Source organism: Rhodococcus sp. 4CII (assembly GCF_014256275.1).
Taxonomy (GTDB): domain Bacteria; phylum Actinomycetota; class Actinomycetes; order Mycobacteriales; family Mycobacteriaceae; genus Rhodococcus_F; species Rhodococcus_F wratislaviensis_A.
Genome location: NZ_JACCFE010000005.1, coordinates 130,053 through 144,284, shown reverse-complemented (window position 1 = coordinate 144,284; position 14,232 = coordinate 130,053). Strand labels below are relative to the sequence as shown.

General features: G+C 65.7%; 17 protein-coding genes and 1 pseudogene. 11 read left to right on the top strand and 7 right to left on the bottom strand.

All coding sequences use genetic code 11. The features are described from left to right. The first annotated feature begins 169 nt into the window (after positions 1-169). The gene (locus H0B43_RS40285; protein WP_185730585.1) at positions 170-1,597 is read left to right on the top strand and encodes a TerD family protein; all 1,428 of its coding nucleotides are present in this window, start codon (positions 170-172) and stop codon (positions 1,595-1,597) included. 2 nt (positions 1,598-1,599) lie between these two features. Then, entirely contained in the window at positions 1,600-2,097 is a 498-nt protein-coding gene (locus H0B43_RS40280; protein WP_185730584.1) for a hypothetical protein, read from the top strand. A gap of 25 nt (positions 2,098-2,122) precedes the next feature. Here the strand turns inward: H0B43_RS40280 and H0B43_RS40275 are convergent, their stop codons facing one another. The 7 genes from H0B43_RS40275 to H0B43_RS40245 form a co-directional block, all read right to left on the bottom strand. Then, positions 2,123-3,187: a hypothetical protein gene (locus tag H0B43_RS40275; protein ID WP_185730583.1), complete on the bottom strand. Its 1,065-nt coding sequence runs from the start codon at positions 3,185-3,187 to the stop codon at positions 2,123-2,125. A 196-nt stretch (positions 3,188-3,383) separates the two neighbouring features. Continuing rightward, positions 3,384-4,376, bottom strand: coding sequence for a DUF2510 domain-containing protein (locus tag H0B43_RS40270; RefSeq protein WP_185730582.1), 993 nt, complete (start codon positions 4,374-4,376; stop codon positions 3,384-3,386). After that, complete coding sequence (locus H0B43_RS40265; RefSeq protein WP_185730581.1) at positions 4,373-4,780, bottom strand: DUF732 domain-containing protein; 408 nt, start codon at positions 4,778-4,780, stop codon at positions 4,373-4,375. Before H0B43_RS40265 ends, H0B43_RS40270 begins: the two co-directional genes overlap by 4 nt. Before the next feature lie 186 nt (positions 4,781-4,966). Next, on the bottom strand, positions 4,967-5,188 hold the full coding sequence (locus H0B43_RS40260; protein WP_185730580.1) for a hypothetical protein: 222 nt from the start codon (positions 5,186-5,188) through the stop codon (positions 4,967-4,969). A gap of 205 nt (positions 5,189-5,393) precedes the next feature. Next, positions 5,394-6,059 carry an MmpS family transport accessory protein gene (locus tag H0B43_RS40255; RefSeq protein ID WP_185730579.1) on the bottom strand — a complete coding sequence of 222 codons (666 nt, stop codon included), beginning with the start codon at positions 6,057-6,059 and terminating at the stop codon, positions 5,394-5,396. A gap of 61 nt (positions 6,060-6,120) precedes the next feature. Then, positions 6,121-6,663, bottom strand: a complete 543-nt coding sequence (locus H0B43_RS40250; RefSeq protein ID WP_185730578.1) for an MmpS family transport accessory protein — start codon at positions 6,661-6,663, stop codon at positions 6,121-6,123. A gap of 596 nt (positions 6,664-7,259) precedes the next feature. Next, positions 7,260-7,718, bottom strand: a complete 459-nt coding sequence (locus H0B43_RS40245) for a hypothetical protein (RefSeq protein ID WP_185730577.1) — start codon at positions 7,716-7,718, stop codon at positions 7,260-7,262. Positions 7,719-8,235: 517 nt separating this feature from the next. On the opposite strand from H0B43_RS40245, the gene H0B43_RS40240 reads away from it, so the two are divergent. The 9 genes and pseudogenes from H0B43_RS40240 to H0B43_RS40200 all read left to right on the top strand — a co-directional run bounded on the left by H0B43_RS40240 (position 8,236) and on the right by H0B43_RS40200 (position 14,021). After that, a complete protein-coding gene (locus H0B43_RS40240) occupies positions 8,236-8,658 on the top strand; it encodes a hypothetical protein (protein ID WP_185730576.1) in 423 nt (140 codons plus the stop codon). A 138-nt stretch (positions 8,659-8,796) separates the two neighbouring features. Next, positions 8,797-8,958 (top strand): hypothetical protein, encoded by a 162-nt coding sequence (locus H0B43_RS40235; RefSeq protein ID WP_185730575.1) that lies wholly within the window; start codon positions 8,797-8,799, stop codon positions 8,956-8,958. Between the two features lie 167 nt (positions 8,959-9,125). Further along, positions 9,126-9,626: a hypothetical protein gene (locus H0B43_RS40230; RefSeq protein WP_185730574.1), complete on the top strand. Its 501-nt coding sequence runs from the start codon at positions 9,126-9,128 to the stop codon at positions 9,624-9,626. Further along, the gene (locus H0B43_RS40225) at positions 9,584-9,895 is read left to right on the top strand and encodes a hypothetical protein (protein WP_185730573.1); all 312 of its coding nucleotides are present in this window, start codon (positions 9,584-9,586) and stop codon (positions 9,893-9,895) included. The genes H0B43_RS40230 and H0B43_RS40225 overlap by 43 nt, the downstream gene beginning before the upstream one ends. Positions 9,896-10,225: 330 nt before the next feature. Beyond that, positions 10,226-10,504 carry a DUF4190 domain-containing protein gene (locus H0B43_RS40220; RefSeq protein ID WP_213016605.1) on the top strand — a complete coding sequence of 93 codons (279 nt, stop codon included), beginning with the start codon at positions 10,226-10,228 and terminating at the stop codon, positions 10,502-10,504. A gap of 444 nt (positions 10,505-10,948) precedes the next feature. Then, entirely contained in the window at positions 10,949-11,167 is a 219-nt protein-coding gene (locus tag H0B43_RS40215; RefSeq protein WP_185730572.1) for a DUF2510 domain-containing protein, read from the top strand. A 117-nt stretch (positions 11,168-11,284) separates the two neighbouring features. Continuing rightward, positions 11,285-11,932 carry a hypothetical protein gene (locus H0B43_RS40210; protein ID WP_185730571.1) on the top strand — a complete coding sequence of 216 codons (648 nt, stop codon included), beginning with the start codon at positions 11,285-11,287 and terminating at the stop codon, positions 11,930-11,932. Positions 11,933-12,229: 297 nt separating this feature from the next. Continuing rightward, positions 12,230-12,814 (top strand): hypothetical protein, encoded by a 585-nt coding sequence (locus H0B43_RS40205; protein WP_037235860.1) that lies wholly within the window; start codon positions 12,230-12,232, stop codon positions 12,812-12,814. Positions 12,815-12,894: 80 nt separating this feature from the next. Then, a pseudogene (locus H0B43_RS40200) lies at positions 12,895-14,021 on the top strand (IS630 family transposase). Positions 14,022-14,232 lie beyond the last annotated feature (211 nt).

Below are 14,232 nucleotides of genomic sequence, written 5' to 3'. Positions count from 1 at the left end.
TCGAGGCGCCGCCCGGTGCGACCATGTCCGGCGGGGCGTCCGGTGGCTGAGCGTTTGCCTCGTCCGTCGACGGTCGCATAGGCCGGCCACCTCCCCCTGCGGGCGGTACACGCGACACCCATGTCTGACCTCACCAGCACCTGGAAAGGACCGGCTCCGGCCGCACCTCATGACCGATCTCGCCCGCGGCCAGAACACCCCCATCGACGACGGCACGCTCACCGTGGCCGTTTCCGGCGTCAGCCAGGGCACCATCGACCTGATGGCCTTCCAACTCGGCAGTGATCAACGGGTCCGCTCCGATGCCGACTTCGTCTTCTTCAACCAACCCACCTCCCCCGAGGGTGCGGTCCGGCTGGTCGCCGCCGATCGCATCACGATCGACCTCCGCGCTGTTCCGGCCGGAATCGAGAAACTGTCCATCGCCGTGGCACTCGACGACCAGGTCGCCGGGAGCCTCGCCCACACCGGCAACCTCGGGGTCGTCGTCGAACAACCCACCGGGATGCGGGTTACCGCACGGGCGCTCGGCCTGACCACCGAACGAGCCGCCGTCCTACTCGAGGTCTACCGCCGCCAGAGCACCTGGAAGGCCCGCAATGTCTCCGCGGGCTGGAACACCGGGCTGGCAGCCCTGGTCACTCACCACGGTGTCGGCGTCTCCGACCAACCCGCCCCGCCACCGGCGACACCGACACCGCCCGCACCGGCGGCACCACCTCCGCCGACGGCGCCGCACCGGCACACGCCCGTGCACCCACCGGTCGTGGCCGCACCGGCATCCACCCCTCCCGCTCCCCCGCATACCCCACCATTGTCGCCGCCGGCGGTGTCGCCGATCAGTTTCGAGAAGGTCAAGGTCACCCTGTCGAAGGACTCGGCCACCAAGACCGCGCGCATCGACCTCCGCAAGAACCAGGGCGACCCCGACTGGGTGTTGACCGTCGGACTCGAATGGGACGGCCGCGGCGCCCACTACGACACCTATGGCCGGGTCACCCGCTACGGGACCGGGGACCTCGACGTGTACTTCTTCTGCCGCGACGAGGTCACCAACAAGTTCGTCGTCATCAGCGGCGAACCCCGCCACCGCGGCAGCCTCGACAAGTGGCCGTTCATCCACCACTACGGCGACAGCACAGGCCCCGGCAACAGGGGCCGGGCCGCGGTCGAACAGGTCCGCGTCCTGCCCACCGAGAACGGAGACCTATTGGTCAACGTCTACCAAAGCGTCGACAACGGCACCGGGGCGATCGACGCCTTCGGCCGGCCCCGCGTCGCCATCCGATACGGGCGCGCCGCACCCGGCGGGCTCCCCGGCGACGACGCCGACGAAATCCTCGTCTTCGTCGGCAATGGACAAGACTCCTACTGGGCCACCATCGCCCACATCGACGTCCAAGACGGCATTCTCACCGTCGACGGTGAAACCCGCTACAGCCACCCCGGCAGCGAACACATGCCCGGACTCGACACCACCGGCACCTGGGTCCGCGAACCCCAGGGCGGGCCCGTCGGCCGCAGCAAGAAAGCGAACCGCGGGATCGGACTCACCAAGTACACCGGCCGCTGCCCCACCCCCACAGGAAAGTACTGACCATGCACCCGCACACCCCGACACGCCTTGCCCGTGCCGCCGGCGTCCTCACCGCCCTGACCGGGATGCTGCTCCTCGGTGCTGGTCCCGCCAGTGCCGCGGAACCGGTTCTGGCGCCGACCATCACCGCCGACGCGGACGGGCTCGTCGTCCACGCCACCGTCACCAACCCGAACCCCGGGCCGCTGACCTACCCGGGAATCGAATGCTTCCCGCAACTGACCGACCACCAGAACCTCGGCGGCGACATGCCCTGGATGTGGCCGACCCTGCCCCAAGCCAGCGTCCCCGGCTTCGGCGCAGCCATCGGCGAGACCAAGCAATTCCTGATCACCGTGCCCCACCCCGGGGATTACACCGTCGAGGCGTACTGCTGGCTTCAAGGCGATGTGAACTCCGCCGCCGGCAGCGACAAGTTCACCCTCACCGTCGACGGGAGCACCAAACCGCAACCAGAACCCGAGCCCGAACGTCCTGGGATGCCGTTCTTCGGCAGCTGACACACCCCCCGCCCATATTCAGGTCTCAGCGCTGCGCGACACGGCTCAGCCATCGACGCGCCCGATGGATGCGGCGAACCGGTATCTCCTCGCGGCTCTCCTGCGTAGCCACGACACCGGCAGCCTCTCGGTGTCCGGCGGCGAGTCTCGCCGCGTCGCGGGCACGGCGGCGCTGGTCGTGGTATGCCGTCAGTTCGGCCCGCAACCCGGCCCGGAGTTCCGGGACCGACTCGGTGGCACCGAGCAGTTCGAAGAAGCCGGCAAGTGAGAAGGTGCGCTTGATCCCGTGCCGGGTCCAGTAGATCCCGACGTGATCGATGTGGTGTTCGTCGTCGAAGTCCAGAAGTGCATACCCGGCGAGCTGATAGACATCGGACTTGGTGATCGTCGTCGCGGCGTGAGTGGATTTGAAGTCGAGGAGCAACCCGTCGACCAGAAGATCCGCGTCGGCGCCCTCGACGGCGTCGGACCCGGAAAAGCTCAGCCCCGAGCGCGCGATCCTCGCATCGGCACGCAGCTGCCCGAGTCCGGTGTTCGCGAGGCAGACCTGGTCGTGGAGTTGGTCGATGACGAACCACGGTACCTGTTTACACGCCTGATCGAACGTGACCACCCTCCCGCCCTCCAATAGCGGTGTCTTGTCGATGACATGCGGGTACGAACGGTAGAGCTGGTCCAGCTGGCCGGCAACCACGCAGAGGCGGAGCAGGTCGTTCTCCATCGATTCGGGCAACTCGATACGGTCAGCAGGCTGCGGCGGGACCTCGGCGAACACGCCAGCGATCGCGGCCGTCAACTCCCCCAACAGAGGTGCTGCTTCGGGATGGTCCCTGGTCAGCGCCGCGTGGCCCCTGCGCGCCGACACCGGAACGGGATCGGCCGTGGTAAACGACAGTCTCAAGCGGAAATCGATCGATGTTCCGATCAGACCCCAGTCCGGCCGCTTCCCGGTATGACTGGACTTGGTCCGCAGCGCCTGCTTACGGACACCATCGTGAACCGCAGTCACCGCGGCAGCATTGGGAATCGACTTCTGCGCGAACCGCATGAACGGCGATCCGACCCACTCGATCTGAGACGTCAAGGACACCGGCCGAACAATACTGGGCCACTCCCGGGCACCCCGCGCAGGGACAACCGCCGACGCCACCTACATCAGCAACACCCTTTCGTCCGCAACGACGTCGATAGATCGCGACGCGCGCACATATATGCGAGTCGTCTTCGCTTCGGTCACCAATCACTCACGCAATAGTCGTCTTTCACCAGATATGCGGTTGGCGTCGCTACCTGACGCTGCCAACCGCGTCGAGGGCGGCGTTGTACTGCGGGATTAATGCCTCGTCGATGGGGTGCTTGCCGTCGCGTTTGTAGCGGATGGCGAGCAGGCCGTTCTGGTACACCTTGTCCGCTCCGAAGGCCTCGGCGTAGTGTGCCGCCTGAGCGACGTTGGAGAACAGGTACACCGAGACCTCGTCGACGGCGATCATCTGAGCGCATTTCAGATCGTCACAGCCCGCTGTGATGGTGCGGTCCTGACGGTTGGTGGCGGGTAGACCAGCCGCGACGAACGCGTCGATCACGTCGTGGGCGGTCACCGTCCCGTCGGCGATCGTCGGCAGATCCGGGGGGCATGCTTTCCGGTCGGGCAACGGCTTGAACTCGTACTGGCCGACTGCCAGCCCCGTGCGCGCGGCACCGAGGGAGTCGAGGGCGAACTTGCCGTTCGCCTGGCGCGCCCCGCCCACCGCCTGTTGGCCGTTGCCGCAGTCGACGAAGACGTGCCAGCCGCCGGTCTTCTTGGTGGAGGTGTAAATCCGGCGTACTTCGAGGAAGGCGGACTCGAGTTCCTGGTCGGTGTAGGTGCCGTTGACGTTGATCGTGAGGTATCCCTCGCGATCGACTCGGAGCCAGAAGGCGCGCATCACCTCGTCCGTGGTGGAGTCGGCCGGCGACGTCGGGAGCGCCGCAGAGGTGGTGGGTGCCGTGGTGCGGGGTGTGGCCGACGGGCTCGATGCGGCCGGTGCGTTTCCACCACCCTGGGTGTTGAGGATCTGCCAGGCGCCGAGCCCGAGAACGACGATGCCGATCAGGCCGACGGCGATGAAGTTGTTCCGCCTCCGTATCACCGGATCGACCGGCGGCGGTGGTGTTTTCGGGCCCTCCTGCAGTGCTCGCGGCCTCGTCGCCGAGGTCCACTGGGTGCCGTCCCACCACCGCAGCTGCGGTGTCCCCTCGGGGTCGGGATGCCAGCCCGGCGACGGGGTCGGTGTCGTCACGCGGGGATCAGCGCCAGGTACTGCGGGCAGTACGCCGCGATCGAGGCCTTCATGTACGCCTCGGCGGTCACCTGGTTGTCGAAGATGTTCTTGCCTTCGCCCAGGATCATCGACAGTTCCACCATCTTGTCGAACTTCTGACTATCGGGCAGCGTCGTGCTGGCCAGGGCGCTGCAGTTCTGTCGCGCGAGCGGGGTCAACAGCGGCACCTGGTTGGCCGTCGGGAAGATTCCGCCGTCGCGCAACTTCTGGACGAAGAGGTCGTCACCGGTCAACGTCTTCGTTGTCGTGGGAGCGGCGGTAGCCGGTGTCGGAGTCGACTCCGGTGCTGCGGACTCGTCGGATCCGCACGCGGACAGGGATATCACACCGAGGACGGTGGCCACGGCCATGGCATACTTCACCGGCCAATCAAACCAGTGGAGCCGAAGCCTCGGTATCGGTCGTGTGAATGTATTTTCCAGTGCCGCACGGAGGTCAACCTCCCCCGTCAAGGAATCGGTGGGTGTTCGGGAGGCAGACTTCTCGAGGGCACCGTACGGTGCCGCAGCCACATCATGGTCGGGTTCTGACGCTTTGGGGCTTGAATGTCACCGGAATGCGTCGATGATCGCGTGGATGATCCAGATCGGCAGCCATACGCCGCAGGTGATCAGGGTCAGGATGAAGTGCAGCAGGTGTGGGCACCGCGAGCCACCGTTGTTGTTCACCGTCACCGCCTGCGCCACGTTCACCGGCGGCGGTTGCTGCCAGTACTGCGGCGGCGGGAACTGCTGCTGGTGGTATGCCGCCCACGCCTGCTCCGGGGTCATCCCGGCCCACGCGTTCGCCTGCCCATTGTGGTCCCACGCCTGCGCCGGAGGCTGATACGGCGGCGGGTATCCGGTGCCGGGGCACCATACTGCGGGCCGTGGGGGTACGGCTGCTGGGGCGCGGGCTTGCCCCAGTCGGGGTGGTCCTCGTTGAACGGCTCCGGGGTGATCGTCATGTGCAGGTGTCCTGTTCTTCGTGTGGGCGTCAGGCGTTGCAGTTCACAACGGCGTACTGGCCGACGGCGGTCTGTTCGTCCATGACCCGGCCGTCGACGATGATCCGGCAGGTCACCGATTGCCCCTCGGTCTGCGCGCCGAGCCCGATCATCGGGTAGGTGGCGGTGTTGACCACATTCAGCGACCAGGGGGCCGACGCGGGGTACTCCTGCTGCAGCTCGTTCATGCCGTCGAACCAGGTGACGCTGTTGAGGACCGGCGAGTCCGAGATGACCTCGTAGGTAACGCTCTTGCCGATCTTGGTCACCGGCTTCGCCGCCAGCGGGGGAATTGTGGTCACCGGTGCCGGCGGGCGGGTGTACGCCGACGTCGGAGGAGCGGCGGGCCGAGGGGAGGGTGTGTAGATTGCGGCCGTCTCCACGAACGTCGTCGTCGTGGTGGTGGGCGGTGTGTATGGGGACATCAGCGGGCGGCCGTTTCGGGTCTCGACCGTCGTGGTCGCTGATGGCGCCGCAACGGATCTGGTTGAGGCCTCCGCTGCCCGGTCCCTCTTCACCTCCTCGTGGATGCTCAGTACGGCGGCGACGATCAGGCAGACCACGGCAACGCCCGCCGGCCAGCGCCACGACGTGCCTTTGGTCGGGTTCCCCTCGTCCTGCTGCTCGGGTTGCTGGTCAGGAACCTGCTCTTTCATCGAACACCTCTCTCTGGGGAAGACGGTGGGTCCGACACCGTCGGACCCCCGCGGATGTGGCTCAGAATCCGGCGTAGCTGCAGTTGACGACCGCGTACTGCCCGGTCGAGGTCTTCTCTTCCTTGATGTCGCCGTCGACGACGACCCGGCAGGTCACCGAGGTGCCGGTGGTCTGCGCGGTCACGCCGGCCATCGAGAACGTGGCGGTGTTGCTCAACGCCTTCGACCACGGTGCGGCCACGTTCGACTCCTGCTGCAGGGCATTCAGCTCGTCGAACCAGGTCACGTTGTTGAGCTCACCGCTGTCGGAGATGACCTCGTAGGTGATCTCGGTACTGTCCCCGGAGGGTGCGGCCGCAACCAGTGGCGGAATGCTGGTGGAGGGGCCGTCGTGGCCTGCGGGTTCGCCGGTCAGGGCCTCGGTGGGCGACTTGCCGTCCTCGCCGCCGCCACCGGCGACCGCGATGATCACGAACACGGCGATGATGGCCAGGATGATCCACGGCCACTTCCGCTTCTTCTTGGCCGGCTGCTGCGGAGGTTGCGGCGGGTAGTACGGCTGTCCGGGCTGTTGTGGCTGTCCGGGCTGTGGGGGGTACGTCATTGTGTGTCAGTCCTTCTCAGTTATCTCTCGGGTATTTCGTGTACTGGTTGTTGCGTCCGTGCGGCGCCCGCAGGTCCTTGGGATCACGCGAGGGTGAAACCTCCGTCACGATCGAATGTGACTGGGCCTGGGCCTGGAATGCGGCTGTACGTCTCCGCCTCGAATCCGGCTCGGCGCGATCAGGCAGGCAGGGCTGGTGCGGCGGTTACAGCGGGAGCTGTCGCCGATGCTGATGCGGTCCCAGGTGTCGCGGTCGACGTCGCCTGCTCGACGGTGCCGTCCGGGTTGCGGACATCGAGGACGTTCTTCGACTTCTTGCACCCCCGAGGCCCGCGTCGTCGTGACCTCGGCCATCGATGATGCGAGTGTCGGGCGGGTAGGTGCAGTCGCCGGGAGTGATGTTCCTGGCGACCACCTCAGGGGCCTGTGCGGTCGCGGTCTCAGCGGCTGGTGGGCGCTGAGGGTTCGTCGAACAGCCGCTGAGGGCAAGGGATCCGGCAGCGAGGACCGCGGCTTCGTATCCTTATCGGTGTCTCACTTGATGCCGATGAGGTGCTGCGGGCGGTAGGCCGTCGCCGCCACGAACATCAGGCTCGTTACTGCCCGGCGCTCACGACGGCTTCTAGCACCGCTCTGCCTGCGGTCTCGCGCTGTGAGAGCACCTCACCGCTGTTGTAATCGGTGAGCGTCGTAGTGCACGTCCCCGTGGTCGGCGATGTCGTCACTGACAACGTCGCGTCATCGAATCCCACCTCGGTGCCGTACTGCCGGGAAAAGGTCGTCAATCCACCAGCGGCCTGCGTTGTCGGATTTCGTCCTACGAGGACACCACCCCCATCGGACGAGTTCCCGCCATACGACACCTTGACGCTGGCAACGCCATCGTCGCCGCAGTCCACCTGCACCACCACACTGGCATCCGACCCACTCACTGTGGGCACCGCCGACCCCTCAGCATCGGACCCTTCTGCGTTCGTCGAGCAGCCGGAGACAATCGCGCCACATATCGCAGCTGACGCCAGAAGCCGAACAAGGTATACAGCACGATCACTCATCAAATTGCTCCTGGCTCAACCGAAGCGGACGTGCGACCTTAGCAACCTCGAATACCGACAGCCGCACGTCAGTCACGTGAATGACAGATCGGCTGTACAGCCCGCACCACCGGTTTCCCGTCGCCGCTAGAGGACAAAGTCCCTGCTCTACCGCCCTTGTCGGTCGAATGATCTATTGACTCGGATATCCTGAAGCGCAACACATTGCGCGGACAGCGTGCTCCACGCGGGTGATCGTTCCGAATTGTGTTATCGCCCGGTTCGTCTGGTATTAGTTTCAACTATCGCACTCATGAACGGCGCACGACCTGGGCTTGCGCGCCCTTCATGGCGCAGTGCGAGTGACTCCCCACCCTCGAAACAAGCGGCCTGGAAGAGGACACCCAAAAAAAAGACCCACCGCGGAGACCTCTCCCCCAAGAACAGGAATGTGGGTGGTTGGTTCCCCGGCCCGAGGGCTGGCCGGGGAGCACGTCCACTCCCATCAGGGTCACACACTGAACAGGAAGGGCGCCCAATGCGTCTGACACGTCTCGCAACGGCCGTGGCCACCACCACTGTCGCTGCCGCCGCCATCGCCACCGCAGGCGCCGGCACGGCCCAGGCCACCACCTACTACGGGGACAAGGTTCGCTCGTCGATCTACTACTCCGGCACCAACTGCATGAACTACGTCATCTGGAAGGAAGACGGCTCCAAGTTCGACGGCTACACCTGCCGGGGCGTCGTCGAGGCCGACCAGATCGTGAACAAGGGCGACTGGCTCGGCATCGAGCCCACACCGGCCGCCGGTTTGTACGTTTCCTGCCACACCTTCAACCTGCGCACCTACGAAACGATCGTCTCCAAGGGTGAGTACTGGGACGAGGACTACGCAGGCTCAGGCTCGCTCGGGTCGCTGTTCGGGCCCCCGCCGCCGATGTGCATGTTCCAGGCCTGACCCACACCCTTCCCCGGCATCCGCAACGGGCACGACCGCACGCCCTGAGACCCCGACACGGCCCCAGATCTGAGGGTCGTGTCCGGGGATCGCAACCCCGAGCGTGCGGACGGTGCTGACAGGGCCACACAGCGTGACTTGACCTCGACATTCGTCATCACCGGCGTGAGTGAGCAGGGAATCACCAAGGCGTGGAGGCCGATCGACGGCAAGCCAGCTCCGGAGCTGACCCAGCACCGGCAGCACCGGAAGATCATCGAGGCCGACCGGTCCACGTGGACGACGTCCTGGCCATGGTGAAGGACCACCTCCTCGACCGGTACACCTCGGAGTCCGAACCGTGGGACTCCCCGGCACCCCACCCGACGGTGCGCATCACGAACCTTCCGTCACCGCAGAAACGCCGGGGACACCCCGACAGTTCAGGACAGGACGCGGTAGGCGTCCACTATCGAGAGAGACACCCAGTGAACGCCACGCCTTTCCCTCCCCAGGACCCGAACCAGCCCAAACCGGGCCAGCTCGGGCAGCCCAGCCCCGGCCAGGCCCCCACGCCGCCGAAGCCTCCCAAGCAGCCGTGGGCCACCGGCGACACGAAGAAGCGCTGGCCCTGGGTGGTGGGCGGCTCCTTCGCCGCCGCGATCCTCTTCCTCGGCATCGCCGCCAACCAGCACGAGAACACCCCGACGGCCTCCGAGACCGCCCTGGCCTCCCGCACCAGCGCCGCCGCCGCGACCCTGTCAGCTCAGCAGGCCGAGGCGAAGCGGCTCGAGCAGGAGGAGATCAAGCGGCAGCACGAGGAGGAACGGGTCCGCTGCGCCGCGCCGCCGAAGCCGAAGCGGAACGCCAGCGGCAGGCGGAAATCCTGGCCGCGAAGATGGACCGGGGCACCTACGAGCAGATCGGCGACCGTGACTTCGCCCTGTTGGCGAAGGACCCGGACGCCCACAAGGGCCGCAAGCTGGTGATCTACGGGGTGGTCACCCAATTCGACTCCGCGACAGGGAAGACGACGTTCCGCGCCGAGACCGGCGCCAACCCGGGCGACTACTACGACTACGACGTGAACTCCATGGTCGGTGTGCTGTCCACCACCGCCGCGAATGTGGTCGAGGACGACATGGTCACCCTGTACGTCGAGGTCGTCGGCTCCTATTCCTACGACACCCAAATCGGCGGCAACACCACCGTGCCGAAGTTCTTCGCGAACATCGTCGACGTCACCGGGAGCAAGTAGGGATGCGCCAGGTGGCCCCGCTACTACTGGCAGCGGGTGCCCTGGCTGCCGCACGCGTAGCGGACGCAGTGACTCCCGCACTGGACGGGTAAGGGATCAGTTACCGGGACCTCTACGTTGGATTCCGGGGGAATGGGTGGGCCGAGGGCCCGAGTCCGCGACCTTCTGCCACAACCAGCGAAGTTCCTCCCTGAGACGCACCGGCGACACACACCAACCACGGCACGGTGAAACACCTCCCCCTGGGACCCGGCGCCAAGTGCAGCGCATGACAGTGACCACGTGCGTCGACAGCCTCACTGGCCCGACCCGACCGCACCCGGTGCACCGATGATCGAGAGGAATCTGCCCGTGGTGACATTCGACGAGACCGACCTCGGCATCGAGGCGCCCGAGCGCACCAACATCTGCGCGATCGTGGCACTGTTCTGTGCCCTGACCGGATTGTTCTTCCCGGCCTTGGTATTCGGCGCGATCGGATACGTCGAAACCGGCGGACGCGAACACGAAACCGGCTCCGGCCTCGCCGTTGCCGCACTGATCCTCGGGGCCATCGAACTGGTCGCCGGCGTGCTGACCGCCGTCATCGCTCTCGTTTCCATGCGGTGAACCGGGCAGTCCAAGCCCTGCGGCCGTCGGCAGCCGACACGCACCCACCGAGGCAACGGGCAGTGACCGAACTCGTCGCGGGCGGCGCCAGCAACAAGGAGGCGGCGGGCGAGGCAGTCGATGTGGCAACTGTTCGTGGCACACCGAGGCCATGCCGTTCGTCCGATCGGTGACCAACCGCATACCGGCACAGCTCTCGGTCCGGGAGGGGTGAGCCGCGCGATGCCCGCCGCCGCTTCCGTTCTGCCACCGAATCACCCAAGGCCCGCCCTGGCTCTTTCGTTCATCGGGTGGGTTCACCGGCGCCGACCGCGTACGACAGTGCTCTGGTGTCACCGCCCGGGCGACGCTGCCGTTGTCGTTCGCGTGAATGAACTTCCGTCCACCTCTGTCGTGTCGAGTTCCGTCACCGGCTCCGGGGCCCATACTCACGCCTATGGAGCAATGAGTCCGTGGCACTGGCTGATCGTGTGCGCCGCGTTCGCCGTGATGCTGGCGATCATCATCGGCGTCATCGTACTTATCGTGCGGATGGTCAAGCCCCGCAGCACAGCGGCGACCGCTCACCCGATCCCGCCGGGCTGGTACCCCGACACCGCTGATGCACGGTTGATCCGCTGGCACGACGGCCACCACTGGACCGAACACGTGCAGAGCCGATAGCCCGCACCGAGCGCCCCGCCGCTCACAGGCCCGCACGGACGATGTGACCGCCTGAAACCGAGAGACCATCGCACCCGGACGAACCACGAGATGCCCTCACCATCGGAAGGAACCCCCATGACACGACACCTCGCGGTCTGGGTGTTCGCCGGCGCCCTGATGCTGACCGGATGCGGAAGCGGCGACCAGACAAGCCAGACTCAGACGGGGTCGTCCTCCACCACGACACCGCCGGCCACGACCACCGCGGCCCCGGCCTCCACCACAGTCGATGCACCGCCCCCGCCTCCGGAGACCCCAGCCGCCGCGCCAGTCACCACCGACGTACCCGTCGAGCCGGTCAACGATCAGCCGTACGTCGTCGAATGCCTCGAAGGCACACCCGGACCGGCATGGTTCCGCGACGGCACCCTCACCTTCTCGCAATGGTGCTTCGACCAGCTCGGCGGCGAGGAACACCTCCGCCAAGAACGCGAAGCCAACACCTTCGAATGCGACGGCGTGATCTGCCGCAACCCCCACACCGGCGGCTCCTACCCCGACCCCAACGCCGTCGACCGCGCACCCGTGGGTACGACCTCTGATCGCGGATACTCCTGCTACGACAGCGGGTGCTACTGGCCCGACGGAAGCCCAGTCATCGGCGCCGACCGATGCGGCACCCGATGCGGCGAAGAACCCACCTCAGGCGAGATCCAAACCCGCAACGGCTGCGAAGCCGGCTACATCACCGACCCGAAACTGTGCGCCGGCGTCGGATACTGAAACCCCTGCACCGGATGAGAATGGTGCCCGCCCGGTGCGCGGGGCACCTTCCAAGCCGAAGCGTCTACCCCACAGCACATTCCGTCGCTTTGCGGTACCTGCAGATACAGTCAGGTGATCTATACGGCCGGCCCGGATCAAGTGGCGTGATCGGCGGTGACGACTCTCGGTCGCCGACGAAGCCGCAGCAACCCAGAGGCTGCCGATCCCTGTTTCTTCTCTGCCACGCCGCTTTTCGCTTCGTTCGTGAATCAGGTGTTTCGTGGCACAGTGGTCAGGGGAAGAGGGGAGCTGCAAATGGCAGACATCTACTACAACGAAGTGATGCACCCACTGGTCGGTGGGTACTTCGGATCACTGGCAGAGGTTCGAGAGACGATCGAGGAGTTCGGAGGATCGCTTGGCGAAGTCACGCCGGAGCACCCGGAGTGGCGGCTCGTCGAGCACACGAGGCGCTCGCTCGATGGGGACCGCGAAGCCGATCGGTTTCACCGCCTCACGTACCAGGATGAGCAACCCACGGATGTCGAGCGCTGGGCCTTCAGTTTCGCCACCGAAGATGTCCTGTTCAATGGGGTGCTGATACGAGATCCGGATACCGGGGACTGGGACGAGGAGTCACCGCTGGTGATGACCAATCGCATCGCGCAGACGTTCTGGACCAGCCCGGACTTGATCGACCTCGCCGAGAAGGTGGTGAAGAACACCCGCGGGAGCGTGAACGACCGAACCGAGGCGATCGCTCAGCACCGTCGCGACGCTCAGGCTGCAGCGGTGGCGAAGGCCGAAGCGACTGAGAGGGAAGCCGCCGTGATCGCCGCAGCAATGGCGCCGCGCACGCGTTGGCAGCGATTCCGCGAGGCCCTGTTCGGCAGGGACTGACGTCCACCCGAGCAGACCGCGCGTGCGCTGCGCTAGTGTCGTACGCCATAAATTCGTGCTTTAACTTGATATCCTGAGGCATGCCTCGAACCGGACGCCCGAAGGCTGAGTTGATGTTGACCGATAACGAACGCGAACAAGTCGTTCGATGGTCGCGGCGAGCGAAAACCCCACAATCGTTGGCACTGAGGTCGCGGATCGTGTTGGCCTGCGCGGAGCCGGGGATGACCAACAAGCAAGTCGCGGCAGACCTGGGGATATCCGCTAACACGGTCAACAAATGGCGCGGGCGCTTCGTCGACCGACGCCTCGACGGCTTGGTCGACGAACCTCGACCGGGTCGTCCGCCCTCAATCTTGCTGGACCGGGTCGAAGACGTGGTCACCGCGACACTGGAAACCACCCCGGCCAATGCGACGCACTGGTCGCGTACCTCGATGGCCAAGCGCACCGGCCTGTCACCGTCGACGATCGGCCGGATCTGGCGCAAGTTCGAACTCAAACCGCATCTGACCGACGGTTTCAAGCTTTCCACGGATCCGCAGTTCGTGGACAAGGTCGTCGATGTTGTTGGCCTTTACCATAATCCGCCCGAGCATGCCGTTATCCTCTGTGTGGACGAGAAGAGCCAGATGCAGGCATTAAACCGTTCCCAGCCGGTGCTGCCGATGATGCCCGGCATGCCGGAACGGCGCAGTCATGACTACGCCCGCAGCGGCGTCACCAGCCTGGGGGTACCTCCCTGGACGTAGTCCTTGGGGGAGTCGCGGCATTCAACATCGCCGACGGCACAGTGATCTCCGAGATTCATCGACGTCACCGGGCCGTGGAGTTCAAGAAGTTCCTCACCGCGATCGACAAGGCCGTCCCCGACGAGTTGGACGTGCATCTCGTCTGCGACAACCTGGCCACCCACAAGACGCCGGCAGTGGGCGACTGGTTGGCCAAGCACCCACGTTTTCACGTCCACTTCACCCCAACCGGGTCCTCCTGGATCAATCAGGTCGAGCGATGGTTCGCATTCCTGACCGATCAGCTGCTCCGCCGTGGTGTACACAAAAGCGTTGCAGCACTGGAGAAAGACGTTCGCAACTGGATCAAGACCTGGAACGACGACCCGAAGCCGTTCGTCTGGCACAAGACCGCCGGGGAGATCCTCGATTCCCTCGCCAAATATATCTCCCGAATTTCTGACGCGGGACACTAGGTCCTGTCACCGTTAAATCGGTGGCGGGACCTAGTTTCCTCCGGGATGCGCCTACCGGACGGGCGTGTGCGGGTCAGGAGTACGTGAACTCTCCGATCACAGTCGACCCGTCCTTGTCATGGCGCGGGACGGTGCGGGGGACGGCAACTTCGTGGCGGCGGTGGGCGGTCGTGGTTTGTGCGACCGCGGCTCCGCACGGGCTTCTCGGTCG

What these genes read in the sequence shown, in the direction of transcription:
- H0B43_RS40240 (WP_185730576.1), top strand. Translation starts at nt 8,236, where the DNA reads ATGCGTCTGACACGTCTCGCAACGGCCGTGGCCACCACCACTGTCGCT.
- H0B43_RS40215 (WP_185730572.1), top strand. Translation starts at nt 10,949, where the DNA reads ATGAGTCCGTGGCACTGGCTGATCGTGTGCGCCGCGTTCGCCGTGATG.
- H0B43_RS40280 (WP_185730584.1), top strand. Translation starts at nt 1,600, where the DNA reads ATGCACCCGCACACCCCGACACGCCTTGCCCGTGCCGCCGGCGTCCTC.
- H0B43_RS40245 (WP_185730577.1), bottom strand. Translation starts at nt 7,718, where the DNA reads ATGAGTGATCGTGCTGTATACCTTGTTCGGCTTCTGGCGTCAGCTGCG.
- H0B43_RS40250 (WP_185730578.1), bottom strand. Translation starts at nt 6,663, where the DNA reads ATGACGTACCCCCCACAGCCCGGACAGCCACAACAGCCCGGACAGCCG.
- H0B43_RS40220 (WP_213016605.1), top strand. Translation starts at nt 10,226, where the DNA reads ATGATCGAGAGGAATCTGCCCGTGGTGACATTCGACGAGACCGACCTC.
- H0B43_RS40255 (WP_185730579.1), bottom strand. Translation starts at nt 6,059, where the DNA reads ATGAAAGAGCAGGTTCCTGACCAGCAACCCGAGCAGCAGGACGAGGGG.
- H0B43_RS40210 (WP_185730571.1), top strand. Translation starts at nt 11,285, where the DNA reads ATGACACGACACCTCGCGGTCTGGGTGTTCGCCGGCGCCCTGATGCTG.
- H0B43_RS40285 (WP_185730585.1), top strand. Translation starts at nt 170, where the DNA reads ATGACCGATCTCGCCCGCGGCCAGAACACCCCCATCGACGACGGCACG.
- H0B43_RS40260 (WP_185730580.1), bottom strand. Translation starts at nt 5,188, where the DNA reads ATGACCCCGGAGCAGGCGTGGGCGGCATACCACCAGCAGCAGTTCCCG.
- H0B43_RS40205 (WP_037235860.1), top strand. Translation starts at nt 12,230, where the DNA reads ATGGCAGACATCTACTACAACGAAGTGATGCACCCACTGGTCGGTGGG.